The sequence below is a fragment of the Ferdinandcohnia jepli genome (assembly GCF_047246645.1).
Classification (GTDB): domain Bacteria; phylum Bacillota; class Bacilli; order Bacillales; family Bacillaceae_L; genus Ferdinandcohnia.
Genome location: NZ_JBFOKR010000009.1, coordinates 146,793 through 168,734, shown reverse-complemented (window position 1 = coordinate 168,734; position 21,942 = coordinate 146,793). Strand labels below are relative to the sequence as shown.

23 protein-coding genes are annotated in these 21,942 nt (G+C 35.4%); 16 read left to right on the top strand and 7 right to left on the bottom strand.

Going from position 1 to position 21,942, the window contains the following annotated elements:
- The first annotated feature begins 125 nt into the window (after positions 1-125).
- The 4 genes from AB3M96_RS11535 (at position 126) to AB3M96_RS11520 (ending at position 5,246) form a co-directional block, all read left to right on the top strand.
- Positions 126-1,268, top strand: a complete 1,143-nt coding sequence (locus AB3M96_RS11535) for a THUMP domain-containing class I SAM-dependent RNA methyltransferase (protein WP_412967757.1) — start codon at positions 126-128, stop codon at positions 1,266-1,268.
- 74 nt (positions 1,269-1,342) lie between these two features.
- A complete protein-coding gene (locus AB3M96_RS11530) occupies positions 1,343-1,528 on the top strand; it encodes a hypothetical protein (protein ID WP_412967756.1) in 186 nt (61 codons plus the stop codon).
- 173 nt (positions 1,529-1,701) lie between these two features.
- The gene (locus tag AB3M96_RS11525) at positions 1,702-3,633 is read left to right on the top strand and encodes an ATP-dependent DNA helicase (protein ID WP_412967755.1); all 1,932 of its coding nucleotides are present in this window, start codon (positions 1,702-1,704) and stop codon (positions 3,631-3,633) included.
- A gap of 95 nt (positions 3,634-3,728) precedes the next feature.
- The gene (locus tag AB3M96_RS11520; RefSeq protein ID WP_412967754.1) at positions 3,729-5,246 is read left to right on the top strand and encodes a carboxypeptidase M32; all 1,518 of its coding nucleotides are present in this window, start codon (positions 3,729-3,731) and stop codon (positions 5,244-5,246) included.
- A gap of 47 nt (positions 5,247-5,293) precedes the next feature.
- Here AB3M96_RS11520 and AB3M96_RS11515 read toward each other — a convergent pair whose 3' ends face one another.
- From AB3M96_RS11515 to AB3M96_RS11505, 3 genes are all read right to left on the bottom strand, one after another.
- The gene (locus AB3M96_RS11515) at positions 5,294-6,946 is read right to left on the bottom strand and encodes a b(o/a)3-type cytochrome-c oxidase subunit 1 (protein ID WP_412967753.1); all 1,653 of its coding nucleotides are present in this window, start codon (positions 6,944-6,946) and stop codon (positions 5,294-5,296) included.
- On the bottom strand, positions 6,946-7,416 hold the full coding sequence (locus AB3M96_RS11510; RefSeq protein WP_412967752.1) for a cytochrome c oxidase subunit II: 471 nt from the start codon (positions 7,414-7,416) through the stop codon (positions 6,946-6,948). Before AB3M96_RS11510 ends, AB3M96_RS11515 begins: the two co-directional genes overlap by 1 nt.
- 126 nt (positions 7,417-7,542) lie before the next feature.
- The gene (locus tag AB3M96_RS11505; protein WP_412967751.1) at positions 7,543-7,704 is read right to left on the bottom strand and encodes a cytochrome c oxidase subunit 2A; all 162 of its coding nucleotides are present in this window, start codon (positions 7,702-7,704) and stop codon (positions 7,543-7,545) included.
- A 515-nt stretch (positions 7,705-8,219) separates the two neighbouring features.
- Between AB3M96_RS11505 and AB3M96_RS11500 the strand changes: the two genes are divergently transcribed.
- The 10 genes from AB3M96_RS11500 (at position 8,220) to AB3M96_RS11455 (ending at position 19,172) form a co-directional block, all read left to right on the top strand.
- Positions 8,220-8,993, top strand: coding sequence for an SDR family NAD(P)-dependent oxidoreductase (locus tag AB3M96_RS11500; RefSeq protein ID WP_412967750.1), 774 nt, complete (start codon positions 8,220-8,222; stop codon positions 8,991-8,993).
- A 66-nt stretch (positions 8,994-9,059) separates the two neighbouring features.
- Positions 9,060-10,139 (top strand): PRK06851 family protein, encoded by a 1,080-nt coding sequence (locus AB3M96_RS11495; RefSeq protein WP_412967749.1) that lies wholly within the window; start codon positions 9,060-9,062, stop codon positions 10,137-10,139.
- Positions 10,140-10,214: 75 nt separating this feature from the next.
- Positions 10,215-10,757: a GNAT family N-acetyltransferase gene (locus AB3M96_RS11490; RefSeq protein WP_412967748.1), complete on the top strand. Its 543-nt coding sequence runs from the start codon at positions 10,215-10,217 to the stop codon at positions 10,755-10,757.
- 341 nt (positions 10,758-11,098) lie between these two features.
- On the top strand, positions 11,099-12,190 hold the full coding sequence (locus tag AB3M96_RS11485; RefSeq protein WP_412967747.1) for a type III polyketide synthase: 1,092 nt from the start codon (positions 11,099-11,101) through the stop codon (positions 12,188-12,190).
- Between the two features lies 1 nt (position 12,191).
- Positions 12,192-12,764 carry an isoprenylcysteine carboxyl methyltransferase family protein gene (locus AB3M96_RS11480; protein WP_412967746.1) on the top strand — a complete coding sequence of 191 codons (573 nt, stop codon included), beginning with the start codon at positions 12,192-12,194 and terminating at the stop codon, positions 12,762-12,764.
- A 30-nt stretch (positions 12,765-12,794) separates the two neighbouring features.
- The gene (locus AB3M96_RS11475) at positions 12,795-12,965 is read left to right on the top strand and encodes a hypothetical protein (protein ID WP_412967745.1); all 171 of its coding nucleotides are present in this window, start codon (positions 12,795-12,797) and stop codon (positions 12,963-12,965) included.
- 620 nt (positions 12,966-13,585) lie between these two features.
- A complete protein-coding gene (locus AB3M96_RS11470) occupies positions 13,586-17,278 on the top strand; it encodes a dynamin family protein (RefSeq protein ID WP_412967744.1) in 3,693 nt (1,230 codons plus the stop codon).
- A gap of 203 nt (positions 17,279-17,481) precedes the next feature.
- Positions 17,482-17,748 carry a DUF2533 family protein gene (locus AB3M96_RS11465; protein WP_412967743.1) on the top strand — a complete coding sequence of 89 codons (267 nt, stop codon included), beginning with the start codon at positions 17,482-17,484 and terminating at the stop codon, positions 17,746-17,748.
- A 197-nt stretch (positions 17,749-17,945) separates the two neighbouring features.
- The gene (locus tag AB3M96_RS11460) at positions 17,946-18,074 is read left to right on the top strand and encodes a hypothetical protein (protein ID WP_412967742.1); all 129 of its coding nucleotides are present in this window, start codon (positions 17,946-17,948) and stop codon (positions 18,072-18,074) included.
- Positions 18,075-18,308: 234 nt separating this feature from the next.
- A complete protein-coding gene (locus AB3M96_RS11455) occupies positions 18,309-19,172 on the top strand; it encodes a 5'-3' exonuclease (protein WP_412967741.1) in 864 nt (287 codons plus the stop codon).
- On the opposite strand, the gene AB3M96_RS11450 is transcribed toward AB3M96_RS11455, so the two are convergent.
- Positions 19,162-19,377, bottom strand: coding sequence for a hypothetical protein (locus AB3M96_RS11450; protein ID WP_412967740.1), 216 nt, complete (start codon positions 19,375-19,377; stop codon positions 19,162-19,164). The two genes, AB3M96_RS11455 and AB3M96_RS11450, sit on opposite strands and share 11 nt — an antisense overlap.
- A 25-nt stretch (positions 19,378-19,402) precedes the next feature.
- Complete coding sequence (locus AB3M96_RS11445) at positions 19,403-19,540, bottom strand: small, acid-soluble spore protein L (protein ID WP_412967739.1); 138 nt, start codon at positions 19,538-19,540, stop codon at positions 19,403-19,405.
- Positions 19,541-19,640: 100 nt separating this feature from the next.
- Between AB3M96_RS11445 and AB3M96_RS11440 the strand changes: the two genes are divergently transcribed.
- Entirely contained in the window at positions 19,641-20,102 is a 462-nt protein-coding gene (locus tag AB3M96_RS11440; protein ID WP_412967738.1) for a divergent PAP2 family protein, read from the top strand.
- Positions 20,103-20,157: 55 nt separating this feature from the next.
- Positions 20,158-20,442 (top strand): DUF6123 family protein, encoded by a 285-nt coding sequence (locus AB3M96_RS11435; RefSeq protein ID WP_412967737.1) that lies wholly within the window; start codon positions 20,158-20,160, stop codon positions 20,440-20,442.
- A 65-nt stretch (positions 20,443-20,507) separates the two neighbouring features.
- Here the strand turns inward: AB3M96_RS11435 and AB3M96_RS11430 are convergent, their stop codons facing one another.
- Both AB3M96_RS11430 and AB3M96_RS11425 read right to left on the bottom strand, forming a co-directional pair.
- The gene (locus AB3M96_RS11430) at positions 20,508-21,428 is read right to left on the bottom strand and encodes a DMT family transporter (RefSeq protein ID WP_412967736.1); all 921 of its coding nucleotides are present in this window, start codon (positions 21,426-21,428) and stop codon (positions 20,508-20,510) included.
- A gap of 18 nt (positions 21,429-21,446) precedes the next feature.
- Positions 21,447-21,833 carry a reverse transcriptase-like protein gene (locus AB3M96_RS11425; RefSeq protein ID WP_412967735.1) on the bottom strand — a complete coding sequence of 129 codons (387 nt, stop codon included), beginning with the start codon at positions 21,831-21,833 and terminating at the stop codon, positions 21,447-21,449.
- Between the last annotated feature and the right edge of the window lie 109 nt (positions 21,834-21,942).

Below are 21,942 nucleotides of genomic sequence, written 5' to 3'. Positions count from 1 at the left end.
TTTGTATTCTAAAAGGAAATGAAGTTTTTAAAAATGATATTATACAAGAATGTGTCCTTGCTTTACTGACAGAGTTTCTTTATTCTTGTACATATACAATTGAGTACATAGTTAGGGTGAAATTTATGGGAAAAGTAACACTTATTGCAACAGCTGCAATGGGAATTGAGGCTCTTGTAGCAAAAGAAGTTAAAGATCTAGGTTATGATTGTACCGTTGAAAACGGAAAAGTCATATTTGAAGCAGATGAAAAGGCGATCTGTCGAACTAATCTTTGGTTACGCACTGCGGATCGTGTAAAACTGAAGGTTGGCGAATTCAAGGCAACGACATTCGATGAACTCTTTGAAAAAACAAAAGCTATTAATTGGGGAGATTATATACCTGAAAACGGAGAGTTTCCTGTTATTGGTAAATCGGTGAAATCACAGCTGTTTAGCGTATCAGACTGTCAAAGTATCGTTAAAAAGGCAGTAGTTGAAAGCATGAAAAGATACTATAAGAAGACATCAGGATGGTTTGAGGAAACTGGTCCATTATACCGAATCGAAGTTGCTCTACATAAGGATATTGCTACTCTCACTATCGACTGTTCTGGTGTCGGACTTCATAAACGTGGTTACCGTGCTGGCCAAGGTGAGGCTCCTTTAAAGGAAACATTAGCAGCGACTCTCGTATTATTAACTAATTGGACCCCTGACAAGCCATTTGTAGATCCTTTTTGTGGCTCAGGAACCATTCCAATTGAGGCAGCCTTAATCGGACAAAATATTGCACCAGGCTTTAATCGTGATTTTGTCTCTGAAAAGTGGGATTGGATTGGCAAAAAGGCATGGGATGAAGCTCGACAAGAGGTTGAGGACCTTGCGAACTACGATCAGGAACTCGATATTAGCGGATTTGATATTGATCATCGTATGATACAAATTGCGAAGGATAACGCAGAAGAAGCTGGTTTTGGGGATATAGTTAACTTTAAGCAGATGCAGGTAAAGGATTTTACCACTACAAAAGAATATGGTGTTATAGTAGGTAATCCGCCATATGGAGAACGTCTTGGCGAGAAAAAGGCGGTCGAGCAAATGTATAAGCAAATGGGTGAAGCTCTGCGGAAATATGAAACATGGTCTGTTTACATGTTAACTTCTCATCCGGAATTCGAACAATTTTATGGAAAACCAGCAACAAAAAAACGAAAGCTGTTTAATGGGTTTATACGTACAGATTATTATCAATTTTGGGGTAAGCGACCACCAAGAAATCAATAATTTTTTTCGAATAGTTCAATCCTCAAGAGCATATACTGTATTGGTGTCAACAATATTTGCAGGAGTGAACTAGAATGAATTATATTGATTTCAAAAGAATAGAGCAGGCATTAAACGGTACATATAAAGTACTGCAAAATGAAATGGGGGAAGAAATAACTCCTCTTGAGTCGATTTCAGATGCTAAACAAAACCTGTTAAATGCGATGTCCCATTCAACATCAATTGAAGTTGATTTTCTACGTTATACAAGTAAGTGAATCTTAAAACTGAAACTCACCATAAGGTGAGTTTCTTTGATTAATAAGACATACTGACATAAATGAATAGGATAATGTATAATAAATTTCCACATGTTTACGTAATTGACTTACAATCTCCTGTAGTAGATAATTAACAATTAGCGTGTATTTTGGTTTTGGGGGTTATTTAAATGATTGGTGAAAGGTTACCCTTTCAAATATCTAAGGATGAAAATTTCTTTGATAAATTAAATGAGTGGGTCGGTGATGTTTTTTATGACATTCTACCCGAAAAGGGCTTTGAATTAAGAGATGAACAAATATTTATGGCCTTTCAGCTTGAAAGGGCATTTAAAGATAAAGCCATTGTTTTTGCAGAAGCCGGAGTTGGCACTGGAAAAACCATTGTTTATCTATTATATGCAATTTGTTATGCTAGGTATTTCCGTAAACCAGCCATTATTTCTTGTGCTGACGAATCATTAATTGAACAGCTTGTAAAGCCAGAAGGGGATATTGCAAAGATTGCGGATGCACTAGATTTAGCAATTGATGTTCGTCTAGCAAAAGCTCAGGACCAGTATCTTTGCTTACGGAAGCTAGATGATACAAATCGTCAGATGCCTAATGAAAGAATTGCAAAGGTTTATGAAGAGTTACCAAGTTTTGTTACAAACCATTCAACAATGCAAGCTTTCCATCATTACGGTGATAGAAAAACCTATCCGGAGTTGACTGATGAAGAATGGACAAGAATTTCTTATGACCATTTTCAAGATTGTTTTTCATGTGATATGAGACATAGATGTGGTCTTACTCTATCAAGAGACCATTATCGAAAAGCGGTCGACCTTATTATCTGTTCTCATGATTTTTATATGGAGCATATTTGGACAATGGATGCCAGAAAAAGAGAGGGACAATTGCCATTTTTACCGGATAGCAGCTGTGTTATCTTTGATGAAGGTCATTTACTAGAATTTTCGGCTCAAAAAGCACTTACATATCGTGTCAAAGAAAACACCTTAGAATCACTTCTAACGAGGCTATTAGAAAATGACATTCGAGAAGAATTTGCACAATTAGTTGAGACGACATTGGAGCAAAATGAATTTTTTTATGAGAGTCTAAAGAGTAACAGTCGTAAAGTAGAAGGTTCGAACCGAATGCAGGTTAATTTTACAAATGAATTAATTGAAGATGCTAAGAATCTTTATAAATCACTTGTTGAAATTGGAAACAATCTAGTATTTGAAGCGGAGACATATACAATTGACCAGTACGAACTACATATTGTTGACGAGTACTTAGACCAAATGGAATATTCTCTAAAGCTTTTTACTGGTGAAAGTGAAGTGATAACCTGGGTAGAGGCGGAAGGAGATAGCCATACCTTAGTAATCATGCCTCAAGCAGTTGAGAAAATACTTAGTGAAAAAGTGTTTTCACAAAGAATTCCTTTTGTATTTTCTTCTGCGACATTATCAGAAAATAAATCATTTGATTATATTGCCAGCAGTTTGGGTATTAAAAACTATCAATCGTTTTCGGTGGAATCTCCATTTGACTATGAGAACCAAATGCAAATACAAATGCCGATGTTTTCATTAGGTGAACGAGGCTTTTTAGAGAAGCTGGAGTATGTAGAGAAGGAAATCGTAAAATCGGATGGTAGAGCATTACTATTATTTAATTCAAAGGAAGAACTGCTTGCATTTAAACAAGTAAATAAACTGACAGAATATAAATTACTATTTGAAGGTGACCAGGAAATTAGTAAGCTTGTTTCAATCTTTCAAAATGATGAGCAGAGTATTTTATGTTCAGTTTCATTATGGGAAGGCTTAGATATCCCAGGTCCATCATTATCAAATGTTATTATATGGTCACTTCCTTACCCTCCAAATGATCCAGTATTTCAGGCGAAACGAAGGAATGCTGCAAATCCATGTGAAGATGTGGACCTTCCATATATGCTGCTTCGCCTAAGGCAAGGAGTAGGTAGACTGGTTCGATCTAGTGGTGATAGCGGTATTGTAAGTATCTTGCTTGATGAGGGAGTTCAGGAGTCAGTTATCGAGAAGATTAATAAGGTTTTACCAACTGAACCAAATACTCTATAAACGAAATTGAAGCAACAAATGCAGATAACTTCAAAAAAATAGTATTTTAATGAAGTATTTTTATTGTATAGTGAAAGTTATAGGAGGTAGTTGTTATGTCTGAAAAAATACAACAAATTGAATCGAATTTTCTTGAACTTGTAAAAAAAATGACGAGTTATAACGAAGCAATTGGGCTAATGTACTGGGATTTACGCACAGGTGCTCCCCGAAACGGTGTTGAGCAACGCTCTGAAGTTATCGGTATGTTATCTTCTGAAGTTTTTGCAATGTCTACTTCGACTGAAATGGGTACGTATCTAAAAGAACTATCTGAGGAAAGTGTACAGGACAAGCTTAATGAAGTAACGAAGAAAATGATCGAAGAATGCCAAAAAGAATATGACCGAAACAAGAAAATACCTGCCAATGAATTTAAAGAGTATGTCATTCTTCAGTCAAAGGCAGAATCAATCTGGGAGGAAGCAAAGGAAAAGTCAGATTTTGCTTTATTCCGTCCATACTTAGAAAAACTTGTTGAAACGACTAAAAGATTTATTGGGTACTGGGGATACGAGGGCAACAAGTACAATACTCTTCTTGATATGTATGAGCCAGGGGTAACTGTTGATGTTATTGATAAAGTATTTTCAGAGCTTAGAGAGAAAATTGTACCTTTGGTTAAAGCGATATCAGAATCTACTCAAAAACCAGAAATTTCATTCTTATCTAAAGAGTTTCCAAAGCAAAAACAGCGTGAGTTAAGCTTGGCTATCCTTAAGCAAATGGGATACGACTTCCAGTCTGGCCGTTTAGATGAGACAGTACATCCTTTTGCTACAGGTCTTAATCCTGGAGATGTTCGTGTAACGACTAACTATGATGAACAGGACTTTAGAACGGCTGTATTTGGTACCATTCATGAAGGTGGTCATGCTCTTTATGAGCAAAATATCTCTAAAGAGTTAATAGGTACAAATTTATGTTCAGGAACTTCTATGGGAATCCATGAATCACAATCACTTTTCTATGAGAATTTTGTTGGACGTAACTTATCATTTTGGAAAAATAACTATGACTTATTAAAACAATATGCAAATGGACAATTTGATAATGTTAAAGTTGAAGATTATTATAAAGCAATTAATGAATCGAAACCTTCATTCATAAGAATTGAAGCTGATGAACTAACATATCCACTACATGTGATGGTACGGTATGAAATAGAAAAAGGGCTATTTAACGACGAAATAGAAGTGAAGGACTTACCTGAAATTTGGAATTCAAAATACGAAGAGTACTTAGGAATCCGTCCTGAAACAGATGCAAAAGGTGTACTTCAAGATGTGCACTGGGCAGGAGGAAGTTTTGGGTATTTCCCATCATATGCATTAGGTTACATGTATGCTGCACAGTTAAAAAATGCAATGGTAAAAGAATTGCCTAACTTTGATACATTACTTGAAGAAGGAAATCTTACACCAATTAAAGAATGGCTGACAACAAATGTACACCAATATGGAAAGTTGAAAAAACCGTTAGAAATCCTTAAAGATGTAACCGGAGAAGGGCTAAATGCAGAGCACTTGGTAAAATACCTAGAGGAAAAATATAGCGCTATTTATAACCTATAACTAACAATAAAAGACTACTCAACCAATTGAGTAGTCTTTTTCTTACCTTATAAAAGATGTTTAAAACCTTTTGCTCCAGGAGGTGCATTTTGAATCATTTCTACAAATGGTATTGTGTATGCAATTAAAATTAGAACTGCTAAAATACCTACCCAAAGCTTCCAGTTTTCCAATAACATTGGAGTCTTTTCAGCTTCTTCAGCTACTTCACCAACAGGGAATTCAGTTTCACCCTTTGGAGCGAAGAAAGCAAGATTAATTACAATCACAAGGATTAAGATGATTCCAATAAATAAGATTGTACCGCCGACAGCTTGTGCAATTTGGTAAGGAATCCAATCTAAAGCCTGAGCAGAATCTCCGTACGTAGAGTAAGCTGATCGTCTTGGTGCTCCAAGTAAACCTGCAAAGTGCATAGATGTTGACATAAATGCCATACCAATTGTCCATACAATTGTTTGAACAATAGCAAGCTTGTTCATTGCCTTTGTCATTACACGACCAGTCAAATGTGGAATTAACCAATATGCAATTCCAAAGAAAGTTAGTAATACTGTTGTTGCAACTGTTAAATGGAAGTGACCAGTAACCCAGATTGTATTATGAATAACTTGGTTTAGTTGGTGACTAGCATTAATTACACCACCAGCACCTGCTGGGATAAAGATTAACATACCCATAAATGGTGCGAAGAAACGCGCATCTCCCCAAGGAAGTTTTCTGAACCAACCAAAAAGACCAGTTGCTCCCTTTGATCTTCCATACATTTCAAATGAAGCAAACATAGAGAAAGCAGTCATTAAAGATGGAATAATTACTAAGAATGTTAAAATTACTTGTAAATACTTCCATGACGGTGCAATTCCAGGTTCAGTTAACTGATGGTGGAATCCAACAGGAATCGAGAAAAGTAAGAATAAAATAAACGATAATCTTGCAAGTGCATCTGAGAATATCTTTCCGCCAATAATTTTTGGAATGATAACATACCATGCCATATATGCAGGTAACAGCCAGAAATACACAAGTGGGTGACCAAAATACCAAAATAAAGTTCTACTAATTAATACATCTATTTCGTCAACAATACCAAGCGACCATGGAATAAATTGAATTAAGACTGTAGCAGCAACTCCAAGTGTTGCAACTAACCAAAGAATCATTGTCATTACAGCCATAAAGCTAAGTAAAGGTGTTACAGCACCTGGATTTGATTTTTTCCATTTACCAAAGTGAGCAAACATTGCAAAACCACTAATCCAACTACCTACCACTACTAATGCTAGACCGATATAAAACACAGGGTGTGCTTGAAGGGGAGCATAGAAAGTATAAAGAACAGATGCTTCACCTACAAGTATAGTAGCTGCAGTAGCTGCAGTACCAATTGTCATTGTCCAGAAGCCGATCCAACCAGTTAAACGGACCTTTGGAGAAAGTGTTCCTGACGTCTTACTTAAGCCTGCAAATAAAAATCCAATAATAAAAAATGTAGTAAGTACAAGTGCTAATAATACACCATGAACAGTTAATAATTGATAATAACCAATTCCAGCAGGTAATGTAAATTTACCTGAACGTACAAGTGTTTGTAGCAAACCTGCTGTTCCGCCGAGAAACAATGCAATAAATGCTACATAAAAATGCGCCATAGCTAATTTTCCATCACGTTTATCCACTTTAACATTAGAGTTTGTCATTACTCAGTCACCTCAACCTTCGCCATCATTAAGTGATGTCCAGCTCCGCAATATTCATTACATAAAACTAAAAACTCGCCAGTCTTTTTAAATGTTTGAGTATAAGTACTGATATATCCTGGTTCAACCATCATATTTACGTTAGTTCCAGCAATTGCAAAACCATGTACAACATCTTTTGTTGTTACGTTAATTGTTACTTCTGCGCCTTTAGGTATTTGGATTGTATTTGGTGTATACGCAAAAGCTTCTGCTACTAAATTTAGTTCATATTTATTGCCTTCAATATGAATAAGTCCAGGATTATCAAATGGAGCAGTTTCGCTAACTTTTTCTGGGTCAATTGTTTTAATACTACTTGCAGGTTGGTGACCCATTGCGAAAGCACCGACACCAACAACTCCTAAAAATACGATTAACATACCAATTCCAAACGTCAGCCATATTTTTTCAAACTTATGGAAGTGCATGGCTTATTCCCCTTTCAAATTTCAAATTCTTTTTCGGATTATTATTTCATAAATTAGTAGTGCGATATTATTATTACAATGTTTTAATAGGTCTCTTCTAAGTAAAATTATCCCTTGAGTATTTGCTTATAACCGATCCATGAATAGGAAATAAACACCAAGCCATGTAACAAGTAAGAAAAGTCCAAGTAAAAATACAGATGCCAATGTTCCTTTTAAGGAAGTACGCTCATCTTCGGTTTTCATTTTTGTTTTCATTTTTGATTTAGTAAGTTCAGTTTTTGCCATTCCCATAACCCTCCTTTAAAGATGAAAAATAACATTTTTTACATTTTCATAATACAAAACAATTTAATAAATTCCAGTTGATTTCTGGGAATTCACAAATTGTTCATTCCTAATCTAATCACTATATTAATAGTGTAAAGTTTAAAAAACAGTGATATAAATCACATTTCAGTAGCTTGAGATTTGTATAATTTGTGACAAATGATATGTCAGTCAAACATACCCGAACATATTCTAATGAAAAAGGATGTGTTACGATGCTCAGATATTATTGTTCGAGATGTCATACGCTGTTAGTGAATAACAGAGAAAGATGTTACTCTTGTGGAAATGAAGAAATAAGTCAAATTGATATAAATGTTCATAAAAATGATGGTAAGAAACAACATTAAATCACTATGCAATAAATAGTGATTTTTTTTTATAAAGGAAAAACTAGTTAATATGTTGAAATAATAATAGAATGGATATAAAAATATTGTCGGTTAAGTGACAACAAATAAGGAGAGAAGTATATGTATTTACCATCATTTGAATTAAAGAATAAAGTGGCAGTAGTAACTGGTGCGGGAAGAGGTATAGGAAGAGCAATTGCAATTGGATTTGCAGAGGCAGGTGCGGACGTTGCTTTATTGTCTAGAACAGAGCAAGACTTAGAGGAAGTAGCAGCAATAATAAAGGACCTTGGTAGGAAAGCTTACATAGTGAAAACCGATGTTACCAAACGTGAGGAAGTTAGTTCCGCTGTTGAAAGGGTACTTGAACAAGCTGGAAAGATTGATATTTTAGTCAATAATGCAGGCATGAATATTCGTTCAAAAGCACTTGAAGTAACAGATGAGGAATGGCAAACCATAATGAATACCAATCTAACATCTGCTTTTATGATGGCTCAAGAGGTTGGGAGGGTTATGAAGGAACAGAATCATGGCGGTAAAATAATAAATATATCATCTGTAGCTGGTACTGTAGCCCTTCGTACTGGAGTTGTATATGCAGCCACAAAAGCAGCAATTATCCAGATGACAAAAGTCCTTGCGATGGAATGGGGACAGTATGGAATAAATGTTAACTCAATTGGCCCATGGTATTTCAAAACACCATTAACAGAAAAATTATTACAGGATGAGCAGTATGTTAATGACATTTTGGCAGTAACTCCAATCAAACGAATTGGAGAACTTCCTGAATTAGTTGGACCGGCAGTATTTTTATCTTCTGATGCAGGCAATTATGTAACAGGTCAAACTTTATTTGTAGACGGTGGAATGACGATTCACGGTTTTTAATCACACTCAAACACTCTTTGCCATACTCTAATATAGGCTAATGTCTACAAGGAGGTAAAATAACATATGGCAAAGATAAAGAATTATTATGCAGGCTCCAATTCAAGCATAGGATTTTATTCGTTATACGATGAGGCGTTAAAAAATCTAGACACACTTTATATCTTAAAGGGTGGGCCTGGCACTGGTAAATCCACATTCATGAGGAAGATTGGACTTGTGTTAATGGATAAAGGATATGACCTTGAATACTTACATTGCTCATCTGATAATCAATCCATTGATGGGATTATTGTTCCAAAGCGAAAATTAGGCTTTGTAGACGGTACAGCACCCCATGTAATTGAACCGCGATATCCAGGTGTTGTCGAAAAGGTGATTGATCTTGGTCAATTTCGGGATGATCGATATTTGAGTAACCATCGAGAAACAATTATTGAACTTACAGATGAAATATCGCGAAGCTTTGCCAATGCGTATCAAACTTTTGCAGAAGCAAAGAAAGTTCATTTAAAACGTGAGGAAATCTATGTTTCTTCGATGAGCTTTAAAAAGGCAGATGGAGTTTTACATTCTTTAATTGAAAAGATTTTTAGTGAACCTATCGAGCGTGAGGAACAACCTACGACCAGAAAACGTTTTTTTGGAGCGGCAACTCCAAAGGGTGCGGTGAATTTTATAGATAATATTACAGAAGATCTTGATAAAAGGTACATTATTAAGGGAAGACCGGGAAGCGGCAAGTCTACACTAATGAAAAAGATTGGCAAACATGCTGAGCAGAATGGTTTATCCGTTGAATACTATCTATGTGCATTCGATCCTAAGAGTATTGACATGATTATCATTCCTAAGTTAAGTGTTTCAGTTGTAGATGGTACAGCACCCCATGTCGTTGATCCCTTCCGTGAGCATGATGAAGTCGTTGACATGTTCACGCTATGTATGGACCCGAAGATTGAAAATACATTTAAAAAAGAGATCGATGAATTAAATCTGGAATATAAAAGTAAAATGACCATTGCGACAAATTATTTAAGTGAAGCAAAGAGGCTGCATGATAAGCTTGAGGAGTACTATAAAGAAGCAATGGACTTTGAGGCAATTGATAATATGAGAGAAGAAATTGTAAAAGAAATTTTATAGATATTTGTACAGGAGCACATTGCGTGTTCCTTTTTCTTTTTTTACACATAATAAACCGAAAGGAGTCGAGGTATAGTGAATACTACATTTACGGCAAAAGATCATTCTCAGGTCACTTTACGGCCTGCTCAACAACATGATGCATCTCAAATAGTAGACGCTGTAAAGGGTATTATTAGTTCAGGAAAATACATACAAAAAGAAAAAGCCCGTACAGCAACTGAAGAAGAGCAATTCATAAGTGAAATGAATGCCAAGGAAAATATGTACACTGTTGCTGAATGTGAAGGGAAAGTAGTTGGAATTGCAAGGGTTATTCGTGGTGAAATATCGATGAAACGTCATACAGGTCTTTTTCGAACATGGTTGATTGATGAGGTCCAAGGGTTAGGGATAGGCAAAAAAATCATGGAATATACAATAAAGTGGTGTGAAACACATCAGTTACACAAACTTTGTTTAACTGTTTTTGCATCGAATGAACCAGCTTTCCAACTTTACAAAAAATATGGTTTTGTAGAGGAAGGAAGACAAAAAGATCAAGTGTTAATTGACGGCGTGTTCGACGATGAAATTTTTATGGCTTATTTTTTTAACCATAAATTTACTAGTGAATGAAAGTCACTTTTACGCTATACTAAGAATGCACAACAACATAACAACTCCTTTAAAACGTTAGCTTTCCCTACTGGGAAGGCTTTTTTTATGCGTTTTTTCAGACGAAATTCACCTGGCGAAGAGTTGGTCACGTAGAAGCCCTCTATCTTACCGAGGGAAGAGTTTGGGAAAGAGTTGAGTCACGTAGAAGCCTTCTATTATAAACGTAGATTTCGTTCTAGATCGACTGCTTGTTATTTTTGTGGAATACATCCATATTTTCTATTGACTATAAGAATACTTTTTCCATAATTGGAAAAAGTAACCTTGACATAGTCTCTTAAGGATGTGAAGGTCAAGTTATGCCTAAAGTGATCTCAGTTGGAATACATAATCCACCTAACAAAATAACCCAAGATAGAACAACTGAATTTATCAGGGACCTTTTTAAGGAGAAATATAAAGACTTAGATCGTCTAATTAAGGTGTTCTCAAATGGCGAAATTGAGGAAAGATATTTTAGTGAGAGTTTAGAATGGTATTCAAGTGATCATAGCTTTGTAGAAAAAAATAATGCCTACATAGAAAATGCAATTGAATTTGGGAGTAAAGCTATAACAAATTGTCTAGAAAATAGAAAGTTACTTTCAAGAAATTTAAATAGTAGTGAAATAGAAGCTATATTTTTTATTTCTAGTACTGGTATCGCCACACCAAGTATTGAGGCTAGGATCATGAATAAGATGAACTTTTCTCCGCACACAAAGAGAATTCCTATATGGGGGCTTGGCTGTGCTGGTGGTGCAGCGGGATTAGCCAGAGCATTTGAATATTGTAAAGCTTTTCCGAAATCAAAAGTACTTGTTGTTGCTGTTGAGTTATGTAGCCTGACCTTTCAAAAGGATGACTTTTCTAAAAGTAACTTGATAGGTACATCCTTATTCGCTGACGGTACCGCTTGTGTGTGTATTATTGGTGATGAAGCTGACACATCTTATTCCAATTTCGAATTGTTACCGACTTTCATTTCCTCCCAATCTACTCTTATGAAAAATTCAGAGGATGTAATGGGTTGGGATATTAAAAATAATGGTTTATATGTGATATTTTCAAAAGACATCCCTTCAATTGTCAGGTCGTGGCTAAAGGGAAATGTAGAAGAGTTCTTACATAAAAATGAAATCACAATACAAAAACTGCGGCATTTTATAGCTCATCCAGGTGGTAAAAAAGTATTAGATGCCTATAAAGATTCACTTGATTTGCCAGGTGAAATGACAGAGATCTCAAGAGAAGTTCTCAAGAAGCATGGGAATATGTCATCAGTTACAGTGTTGTACGTTCTAAAGCAGTTTATGGAGAATAACCTCGGGGTAGAAGGTGATTACGGCTTAGTAACAGCTTTAGGGCCAGGATTTAGCTCTGAATTAATCCTATTACAGTGGAGGTCATAAAATGCTTTTTTGGGTGGTTATCTTGCTAATTGGAGTGCAAAGATTGATTGAACTAAGAATTGCGAAGAGAAATGAAAAAAAGGTCCTCAATCAAGGCGGTTATGAAGTGGGACAGCGTCATTATAAATATATGGTGTTACTGCATCTTTCGTTTTTTTTGTCGTTGATATGTGAGGTGACCATTTTTGAAAAAGGAGCCTCTAGCATCTTTCCGCTTCTACTGTTTCTATTTTTCCTAACTCAGCTAGGAAGGATTTGGGTTATTTATTCATTAGGTATGTTCTGGAATACCAAAATATTAATCCTCCCAGCAAATCAGATACGTGCTAAGGGGCCATACAAGTTTATGAAGCATCCGAATTATTTTATAGTTACAATTGAATTCATACTGATTCCGTTACTGTTTGATGCGTACTATACTGCCACTATATTTACCTTACTAAATGCATTAGTGTTATCAGTTCGTATCCCAATTGAGGAAAAAGCATTGCAAGTGCATACTGAATATCAACAAAACGTCGGAGGTCGTACAGTTAGATTACTTGGATTTATGAGAACGTTAAAAAAAGATTGAAAATAGTGAAAGTTGTTGGTAAAATTTTAATTGAATGAAAATAATTATCACTATCAATTGAAGGTTGGTGAAAGTATGCTCTCTATTTTTATTATTGGTACGATTGGCATTTATAGCTTTTTAATGTACTATATTTTACAAAATGTTAATAAGCCTAAGAAAAGAAAAGTGGAGCAACTATCGGGGCACTTCCAACAATAGTTAAAGATCCTAATAATTCCGTTCATATAACCAGGTGATAACCTGGTTTTTATTATGTTTTAGGAAACTATAAAAGTTTACGATGTGGATAACTTCCTCTTGGGTTATCCATTTCCAGCGCCAGCGCCAAGCACCTCGAGGTCGCATCACCCCTCCTGCGGCGGCAAAAGCCTCCTCGTCAGGGTTCCGACGCACAGGATGCTAGTGCCGACGTTGCCACAGGACGTGGCGGCTTTTAGTCGATGTTCCTTTTTTCAAGCACTTTCCGCTTTTGTTCTTGTTTTGATAGAAAATCGCATTTTCTGATGTGATTTCTAATACATACTTGAGGGAATTTATATTAAATATCACATGCAGATACTTTTTTTGCTCTGAATTTTCTGCTTTGTCAAACCAAATATAAATAGAGTAAAATACTACATATAAGTTTTTACTTATTCAACAGAAGGCACTAATTCTATATGATAAAATAAGCGTTATTAAATAGTGGGGTAGAACCCGAGAGAATGAAGTAAATGCCTATGGAGGATGCCACGATTAATTAATTTTTAGGAGCAAACTTGAAAATTCAAGTGCAATCGCCAGGGCGTTATTGATAAAGGGATATAAGGGGACTAGATATGATTCAAACAGAGAAGATTCATACACAACTAACAAAAGAGGCACTTTTAAATAGAATGTCTTTGTTATATGAGTTAATTGATAAAAATGAAGATAAAGATAATGGGAAAAAAATTCTTCAACTAATTGAAAAACTTCATAAGTCAGAATATATGATTGGGTTTTCCGGTCATTTCTCTGCCGGAAAATCAAGTATGATTAATGAATTAATTGGTGAAAATCTTTTACCTTCAAGCCCGATACCAACTAGTGCCAACTTAGTTAAGGTTAAGACCGGTAGAGAATATGCTCGAGTGTACTACAATGATGGCAAGATAATTGAGTATCCGGCTCCTTATGACTATGACGTTATTAAGGCGTACTGTAAAGATGGAGAAACAATTGGTTCCATTGAAATTAGCCATAAAGATATGCAGTTACCTGAAAATGTAACCATCATGGATACACCTGGTATTGATTCCACAGATGATGCACATAGGATATCAACAGAGTCCGCATTACACTTGGCAGACTTACTGTTTTATGTAATGGATTATAACCATGTATTATCAGAATTGAACTTCGAATTTACAAAGGAATTGGCGGATCGAAATAAACCGCTTTATTTAATAGTTAACCAAGTGGATAAGCATAATGAATCTGAATTAAGTTTCGAATCATTTAAGCAAGGTGTGGAAGAAGCTTTTAGAAATTGGAACGTTTCTTATCAAAATATCTATTATACAACCTTAAAAGATGATGAACATCAATATAATGAGCTTCAACAGGTAAAAAAATTACTTCATGAAAAGATAAAAAATAAGGATGAGCTTTTACTGGATGGGGTGTATCACTCAGCAAAACAAATCATTCTTGATCATATTAGTTTCTTAGATGATAAAAATTCTACAGAAGTTGAAGTTTTCAAGGAAAAATTGTCCACTCTGTCGCAAAGCGAATTAGGTGAACTTACTCATAAAATTGAGACACTTTCAAAGCAGGGGGATAGCTTTGAGAAGGAACAGAAAAAACTTGAAGAAGAGTTTCTAAAAGGTGTAGACGCTATTCTATCCAATTCAATACTAATGCCTTTTGAAACAAGAGAACTGGCTAAACGATTCGTTGAATCTGTCCAGCCAGAGTTTAAGGTAGGACTTCTATTTTCAAAGAATAAGACGGAAAAAGAGCGAGATGAGCGTTTACAGATCTTTTTCAGTGATGTAAAAGAGAAAGTATCTACCCAGTTAGAATGGCATCTAAAGGACTATTTATCAAAATATATATCTGACAAAAACTTGTCTCGCTATCAAAAGAGTAATGATGAGATCTCAGTTGAGATACTGGCAGAGGATCTACAAAGTTTGGTAAAACCTGGTGCAAGAGTAACTGGCGAGTATATTTTAACGTACACAGAAGACATAAGCCGGTATATTAAGAAAAAATATAAACAGCAAGCCTTAGCAATTTTTGAGAGTATTTTAATTCAACTAAAAAAAGAGGCAGTTAATAAGAAGGAAGAGATTTCAAGGGAGCTGGCGAATTATTTGCAATACCAAGAAGCACTTGAAAAGCTAAAAAAGTTTGACCATGCTCGCAATCTACAATTATCACAACTCCAAAATATAATGAATGGTAATGTAGAGTCTATGTCTTCAAAAACTGTTGAAGAGTTATTATCAAAACTCAAGCTTGATAATATTGAAGTTTCATCAACTGAAGAGGTATTACAAAATCTTCAGAAGCAGCAAATTGAAGGAAATTTAGAAAAGCCTACCAAGCAGGTTGAGAAGGACACAAAACTAAAAAGTACGGCGGAACAAGCAATTTCACACTTAGAAGAGGCAGATAAATTAATTTCTCCAATAACTGGGTTATCATTAATAGCTAAAGATATGAAAGAAAAGGCATATCGCCTACGAAATAAACATTATACAGTTGCATTATTCGGAGCTTTTAGTGCTGGTAAATCGTCGTTTGCCAATGCTCTAATGGGAAATGCGGTTTTACCTGTTTCACCAAATCCAACAACCGCAACCATTAATAAAATTACCTTTCCAACCAAAGAACGTTCTCACGGAACGGTTCTTATTAAGCTTAAGTCGAAACAGCAGCTATTAGATGACATAAACCACTCATTACATGTATTTGGAGAACAGGCACAAAATATTGAAACTTCCTTGAATATCATTACATCCAAAATTACAAACATCTCTACTATCGAGGCAAAGGAAAAGCCACATTTTGCGTTCCTCGAAGCGGTTGTTAAAGGTTACCAATCAATTTCTTCTGCTATAGGAACCGTAATGACGAGTAATATCGATGGTTTTAATGACTTTGTTGCCAACGAAGAAAAAGCTTGTTTTGTAGAATGGATTGAACTTTATTATGATTGTCCTTTGACAAGACAAGGGATTACCTTAGTTGATACACCTGGTGCTGATTCAATTAATGCAAGACATACTGGCGTTGCCTTTGAATATATAAAAAATGCTGATGCAATCTTGTTTGTAACGTATTATAACCATGCCTTTTCAAAAGCGGACCGAGAATTTTTAATCCAGCTAGGTCGTGTAAAAGATACCTTCAGTATGGATAAAATGTTCTTTATCATTAATGCAGCGGATTTAGCAAACTCAATGGATGAGCTTGCAGATGTAAAGGATTATGTAGAATCTCAACTAATTAGCTATGGAATTCGATTCCCGCGACTTTACACAGTTTCCAGTCGTGCTGCACTTAAAGAAAAACAAAATGAAAATAGTACAAAAGAAAGAGGCGTTCTACAATCATCAGGAATTGAAAAATTTGAAATTGATTTTCATGATTTTATTGTTGATGAATTAACTGAAGTAGCTATTAATGAAGCATATGTTGATATTAAGAGGGCTTCAACCATTATTGACTCGTATATTTCTTCAGCAAATGAAAGTAAAGAATCGAAGCAAATAAAACTTCAAACAGTAAAAAAGGAACATGAGAAAATTAGCGCTTTGATTAGACAGGCAAACGAAGAAGAACTAGTAACATCGGTCAACCAAGAGATTACCGAACTCAGTTATTATATTAAGCAACGAATTTTCCTTAGGGTACCTGATATGTTTAAAGAGGCATTTAATCCCACAACTCTTCGGGATGATGGCAGGGATATTAAAAAGGCTTTACAATCATGCTTGGATGAATTGCTTGAATCTGTAGGTTTTGATTTAGCCCAAGAAATGCGTGCTACTTCATTACGAATTGAATCTTTTATTTTAAAAAGGCTGCATCAACAGTTACATTATTTTAATGAAAGTATCAAAAATATAACTGCTGATTTTAGTATTTCAGAATCTCTTGATCATCAATTCAAGTCACTGGAATTTAACAACGGGTTGGAAGAGGAAGACAAGACTAGGTATAAAAAAGCATTGACATTGTTTAAAAGTCCAAAGACCTTTTTTGAAAAAAATGAGAAAAAACAAATGCTAGATGCCATTGAGGTATTATTACAATCACCGGTAGATACCTATCTTAAAGAGAAACAAGTATTTCTTCAAGAATCCTATTCCACGGAGGTTAGTCAATCAGTAGGATTTTTGAAAGAAAAAGCATTGCATGAGGTTAATGAATTTTTTGATGGTGCTACGAAATTTTTATCAGAGGATATTGACACCCAGAGTCTTGAAGAGGCTAGTACTTTGTTAAAAAGCTTTTATAAAGAGCAAATAGGGTGATTTTAGATGTGTGAGGCAAGCCGTACTAGATTTCATGCATGTGCAACTTGTGTGAATTTTAAAGCTGAAAAAATTGACAGTAAGATGAACTATAGTTGCATAAGATTGGGCTATGAAACAAAGCCGGAGTATCAATTTAATTGCTGGGACCCAAAAGAACATATAAGAAAGCTTATGAAAAAGCAAACATCGGAGGAATAACAATGAGCAATGTACATGAAGCAATAACAAAACACTCAAACGCACAAAATAAGATTGTCAAAACGTTCGTGGAGTTAGAACAACTACGTGAAGAGTCTATTGAAGAAGCGGTTACCTTAGCAGAGCAAAATAAGGACTTTTCAGTAGAAAAAATTAATGCCATTACGAACCAAATGAATCAATTAGCGAAAAAAGGAATTGTGCCGTTACGCAAACTAGTAACGATTGAAATGGTAAAGGAATACGCTGAGCGGAGAAACCGAGGGTAAAGGCTGTGAGCCTAGTTGAATAAAGGAAGCACCAAGTTGAACACTTAGGAGCAGAAAAAAGCCCAACTGTGGTGAAGGAAGCAAGGGGTGGTCACTGACAGGTGCTGATTAGGTACAATAACAAAGAATGCAACGATTAACTGGGATAATGAGCATTAGATCTCCTAATACTAAATAAAACAGATAGGAGAATGCTTATGAGTAAAAAACAAGATAAACAAAAGCAAGATAATCGTAGTCAAAAGAACCAAGAAGGTAAAGGTACAACTCCATACGATTTTGCTTCATATGCCGAAGTAGAAGCTGAAAAAATGCGGAGTAAATAAAAATTTACCAGTGAATGGCCCCTTTTATAGGGGTCTTTTTAGCAGTTAGGAAAGCATAAAATTCTTTCCTATCTGCATAAGTGCAACTACGCCTCTGCTGTCGCCTAAAGGTGGCTCGGCAATCGCAGAGTTTTCTAATGTTCATACATCGATGGAAGGAAATTGCAGTAACTAACTAGTCCAAATATGGTATAATATTATGTATTCATGATTTTTGACAAGGAGGGTACACCTATGAAAAAACAGGTGATGTTAATAGATGGAATGGCTCTCTTATTTAGGTCATTTTACGCAACCGCAATGAGCGGGTATTTTATGGTAAATAGTAAAGGGATACCTACTAATGGAATCCACGGTTTTGTAAAACATATGATGACTGCAATTAATACGTACAAGCCTTCTCACGTGATTTGCTGCTGGGATATGGGGAGTTCAACCTTCCGTACAGAAATGTATAGTGATTATAAAGGAAATAGAGGAGCACCACCTGAGGAGTTAATTCCTCAATTTGATCTTGTAAAAGATGTTGTTGAATCATTTGATATACCGAATGTAGGATTGAAAGGGTATGAAGCGGATGATTGCATTGGAACATTAGCAAAACAATATAGTAAAGACGCTGAAGTGAAGATTCTAACAGGTGACCAAGATATTCTGCAGTTACTCGACGAAAACATTACTGTTTTGCTATTGAAAAAAGGCATTGGCAATTACGCTGAATACACGACCACTAATTTCCTTGAAGAAAAAGGAATCACCCCTCAACAAATGGTCGATCTAAAAGCACTTATGGGCGATTCAAGCGATAATTATCCTGGTGTAAGAGGGATTGGTGAAAAAACAGCTTTACGCTTACTTCAACAATTCGGTAGTATTGAAGGAATTCTTGAAAATGTAGAAAATCTGACAAAAGCTCAAAAAACAAAGATAAAAGAAGATCTTGAAATGCTACACCTCTCAAGAAAACTCGCAAGAATTCATTGTGAAGTACCAATAGACTGTTCCCTTGAGGATGCGTTAATGCAATTCAATCGAGAAAAAATTCTTGAAAAGTTTACTGATTTAGAATTTAAGGGTTTGGATCAGTTTATAAGTTAAAAGCAGTGTTGACACCTTCATAAAATGTGGGTGTTTTTTTTAGCAGATAGGAAAGTATAAAATTCTTTCCTATCTGGATAAGTGCAACTACGGCTCTGCTGTCGCCTAAAGGCTCGGCAATCGCCGAGTTTTCTAATAAAAGTTTATCACACCTTATCCTGTTTTTAAGTGTTTCAAGGATGTCCCAAGCTAACGCTAAAGACATCCATCCTTATATACATCATACAAACTTATCTCTTTGTATTAGATTTCTTTGCTTTTTGTTCTAATTGACTTTTGGGTTCCATTGAATATTCAGTATCTGGTCCATAGCCTTGTGGATTTATACCTCTAGGAGCTTTACCACGATTATTGCCTTTCTGAGCCATTAGCTTGTCACCTCCATTTCGTATTATTTCCAACCTAATTTGGAATATGTTTTGAATAGAAAGTAAGCCAAACTAGGAAACTAATCATGAGGTGAATAACGTGAACAAAGCTGTTTACACGGCGTTACTAACAATTGGTTTTGCACAATTTTTAAAGATACCCATAAAGAAAATTAAAACAGGTAAATGGGATTGGGGTACAGCGATTGAGACAGGTGGCATGCCAAGCTCGCATTCAGCGGGAGTATCTTCCTTAGCTACCTTTATTGCATTAAGGCGCGGTATGTCTACTGTTGATTTCGCTCTTTCAAGTATTTTTGGGTTAATTGTTATGTATGATGCTCAAGGAATTAGGCGCCAAGCAGGTGAGTTAACCTTGAAGGTAAATGAGATTGATGAAACAGTGGAGAGACTTAAAGGACAAGAGGACCACCACTATCATGATAAGAAGGAACGTAAGTTAAAAGAAATGCTAGGTCATCAACCAGAAGAAGTTATTGGAGGGGCCCTACTTGGAATAGCTACTGGAATAATTGGCCATCTGCTTACAAAAAAATCGTAGTATTTCGACAAAAAATACGATACTATTAAGGTAGGTTATGTAATTTTTGTTGGGGATGGGTCAATTGTTTAAATTAGAAAAAAGAGTAGAGGAATATTTACAATTCTTAGCACAAAAAGGCTTTGTTTTTGGAGAAGATGCGATTGGATTTATTACTTTTGGACAACATTATACAGCAGCAACTGATGATATTGTAAACGTAGCAATCGAAATTACTCTTAAGGCACAAAAAGAATTTGACGGAAGCTTTTTTATTTCTTTTTTGGAAATGCTCAAAGAAAATAAAATTATCAATCGCAAAGAAGCCTATAAGTTTGCAGAAATAAAACAAATCATCTAAATACAAGACATAAAAGACCCCCTGATTTTAGGGGGTCTTGCTTTTATATCCATCTAGAAGCACCACTAACCTACAATTTGATCAGTTACTTCGTGATGACGAGTTTTTTTTGAAGGGAGCTCTGCAAGTATCATTCCAATGAAAATAAATAGACACCCAATAATTGCGAAATACGTGAGCCTCTCAGCCGCAAAATAATACCCGGTTATTGCAGCGAAAACGGGTTCCATTGCAAAGATTAAAGCTACTCTTGTTGGAGTAGTGAATTTTTGGAACCTCGTTTGCAGTAGAAATGCAATTGCAGTTGCAAACAGTGATGTGACGATAAGGGCAATTAACACTTCAGAAGTAAGCAATACTTGTAAGGAAAAAGCTGTACTCCAATCCTCAAATAAAAGTGCTGAAATGATTGATAAAAAAGCAACTGTAAAAATCTGAGTTACTGTTAAAAGTAAGGTTGGAAATAATGAGGTATATTTACCTGTAAAAACAATATGTAACGCAAAGGATATTGCACAGAAAAAGACAAGTAAATCCCCTTGGTTAATTGTAAAAGAATCTGCCATTGTTAGTAAATAAAGTCCTACAGTTGCAATGATAACACCGAAAATTCCATTGAATTTCGGCTTTTGTTTAAGCAATAGAAGAGAAAATATTGGTACAAGTACAACACTTAAACCTGTTATAAAACCTGCTTTAGAGGAAGTCGTGTACAATAAACCCATGGTTTGGAGGGCAAATCCACCAAATAACCAAACTCCCATAATAAAACCAGATAATAAAAGTTTTTTGTCAATTGCTTTAAGCTGTTCACGATAAAACAAAATCAGCCAAATAAATAAAAATAGACCTGCAATGAAGAAACGAACACCATTAAATGTCATAGGCTCTAAAAAAGATATAGCATTTTGAACTAATACGAAGGTTGACCCCCATATTAATGCAACAAATAAAAGACTTATATCAGCAATAAAAGTTTTTTGCAATTTACTCTTTCCTTTACATTAATTTTTTCTTATAGCTTCTCTAGCTAGCTCATCAGCAACTTTGTTCTGACCACTCGGGATCCATTTCATAAAAAATAAATCTAGTTCCTTTGATAAAAGTAGTGCATTTTCAAGTAGAGGTGCAAATTTTTTGTTTTTCACATACTCTTTTTCAATGGCCCGATCTACCAACTGTGAATCTGTACGAAAGGAAACAACTCTATAACCTTTCTGTACACACACTTCAAGTCCTTTGAGAAGTGCGTGCAACTCAGCTTCGTGATTTGTCATGTTGCCTAGAGGGATGGAATGTTTTTCGACAATACCATTTCCTTTTATAAAAACACCAGCACCAGAAGGCCCAGGGTCTCCAGCACTAGCACCATCAATATACACTTCAATCATTAGGTATCCTCCAATATGAAAGTGAAATAATTATTTATCACTTTAATAAGGTGCAGTGAATATAAGTGATAGCATTATTATATCAGTTATTATTTATTGTGCATGCTTC

Bases quoted from the DNA above. Each gene is read 5' to 3' on its own strand.
- AB3M96_RS11480 (WP_412967746.1), top strand. From the start codon at position 12,192: ATGCTTTTTTGGGTGGTTATCTTGCTAATTGGAGTGCAAAGATTGATT.
- AB3M96_RS11465 (WP_412967743.1), top strand. From the start codon at position 17,482: ATGAGCAATGTACATGAAGCAATAACAAAACACTCAAACGCACAAAAT.
- AB3M96_RS11500 (WP_412967750.1), top strand. From the start codon at position 8,220: ATGTATTTACCATCATTTGAATTAAAGAATAAAGTGGCAGTAGTAACT.
- AB3M96_RS11510 (WP_412967752.1), bottom strand. From the start codon at position 7,416: ATGCACTTCCATAAGTTTGAAAAAATATGGCTGACGTTTGGAATTGGT.
- AB3M96_RS11515 (WP_412967753.1), bottom strand. From the start codon at position 6,946: ATGACAAACTCTAATGTTAAAGTGGATAAACGTGATGGAAAATTAGCT.
- AB3M96_RS11495 (WP_412967749.1), top strand. From the start codon at position 9,060: ATGGCAAAGATAAAGAATTATTATGCAGGCTCCAATTCAAGCATAGGA.
- AB3M96_RS11470 (WP_412967744.1), top strand. From the start codon at position 13,586: ATGATTCAAACAGAGAAGATTCATACACAACTAACAAAAGAGGCACTT.
- AB3M96_RS11505 (WP_412967751.1), bottom strand. From the start codon at position 7,704: ATGGCAAAAACTGAACTTACTAAATCAAAAATGAAAACAAAAATGAAA.
- AB3M96_RS11445 (WP_412967739.1), bottom strand. From the start codon at position 19,540: ATGGCTCAGAAAGGCAATAATCGTGGTAAAGCTCCTAGAGGTATAAAT.
- AB3M96_RS11450 (WP_412967740.1), bottom strand. From the start codon at position 19,377: ATGTCTTTAGCGTTAGCTTGGGACATCCTTGAAACACTTAAAAACAGG.
- AB3M96_RS11535 (WP_412967757.1), top strand. From the start codon at position 126: ATGGGAAAAGTAACACTTATTGCAACAGCTGCAATGGGAATTGAGGCT.
- AB3M96_RS11530 (WP_412967756.1), top strand. From the start codon at position 1,343: ATGAATTATATTGATTTCAAAAGAATAGAGCAGGCATTAAACGGTACA.
- AB3M96_RS11520 (WP_412967754.1), top strand. From the start codon at position 3,729: ATGTCTGAAAAAATACAACAAATTGAATCGAATTTTCTTGAACTTGTA.
- AB3M96_RS11435 (WP_412967737.1), top strand. From the start codon at position 20,158: ATGGGTCAATTGTTTAAATTAGAAAAAAGAGTAGAGGAATATTTACAA.
- AB3M96_RS11525 (WP_412967755.1), top strand. From the start codon at position 1,702: ATGATTGGTGAAAGGTTACCCTTTCAAATATCTAAGGATGAAAATTTC.
- AB3M96_RS11455 (WP_412967741.1), top strand. From the start codon at position 18,309: ATGAAAAAACAGGTGATGTTAATAGATGGAATGGCTCTCTTATTTAGG.
- AB3M96_RS11460 (WP_412967742.1), top strand. From the start codon at position 17,946: ATGAGTAAAAAACAAGATAAACAAAAGCAAGATAATCGTAGTCAAAAG.
- AB3M96_RS11485 (WP_412967747.1), top strand. From the start codon at position 11,099: ATGCCTAAAGTGATCTCAGTTGGAATACATAATCCACCTAACAAAATA.
- AB3M96_RS11425 (WP_412967735.1), bottom strand. From the start codon at position 21,833: ATGATTGAAGTGTATATTGATGGTGCTAGTGCTGGAGACCCTGGGCCT.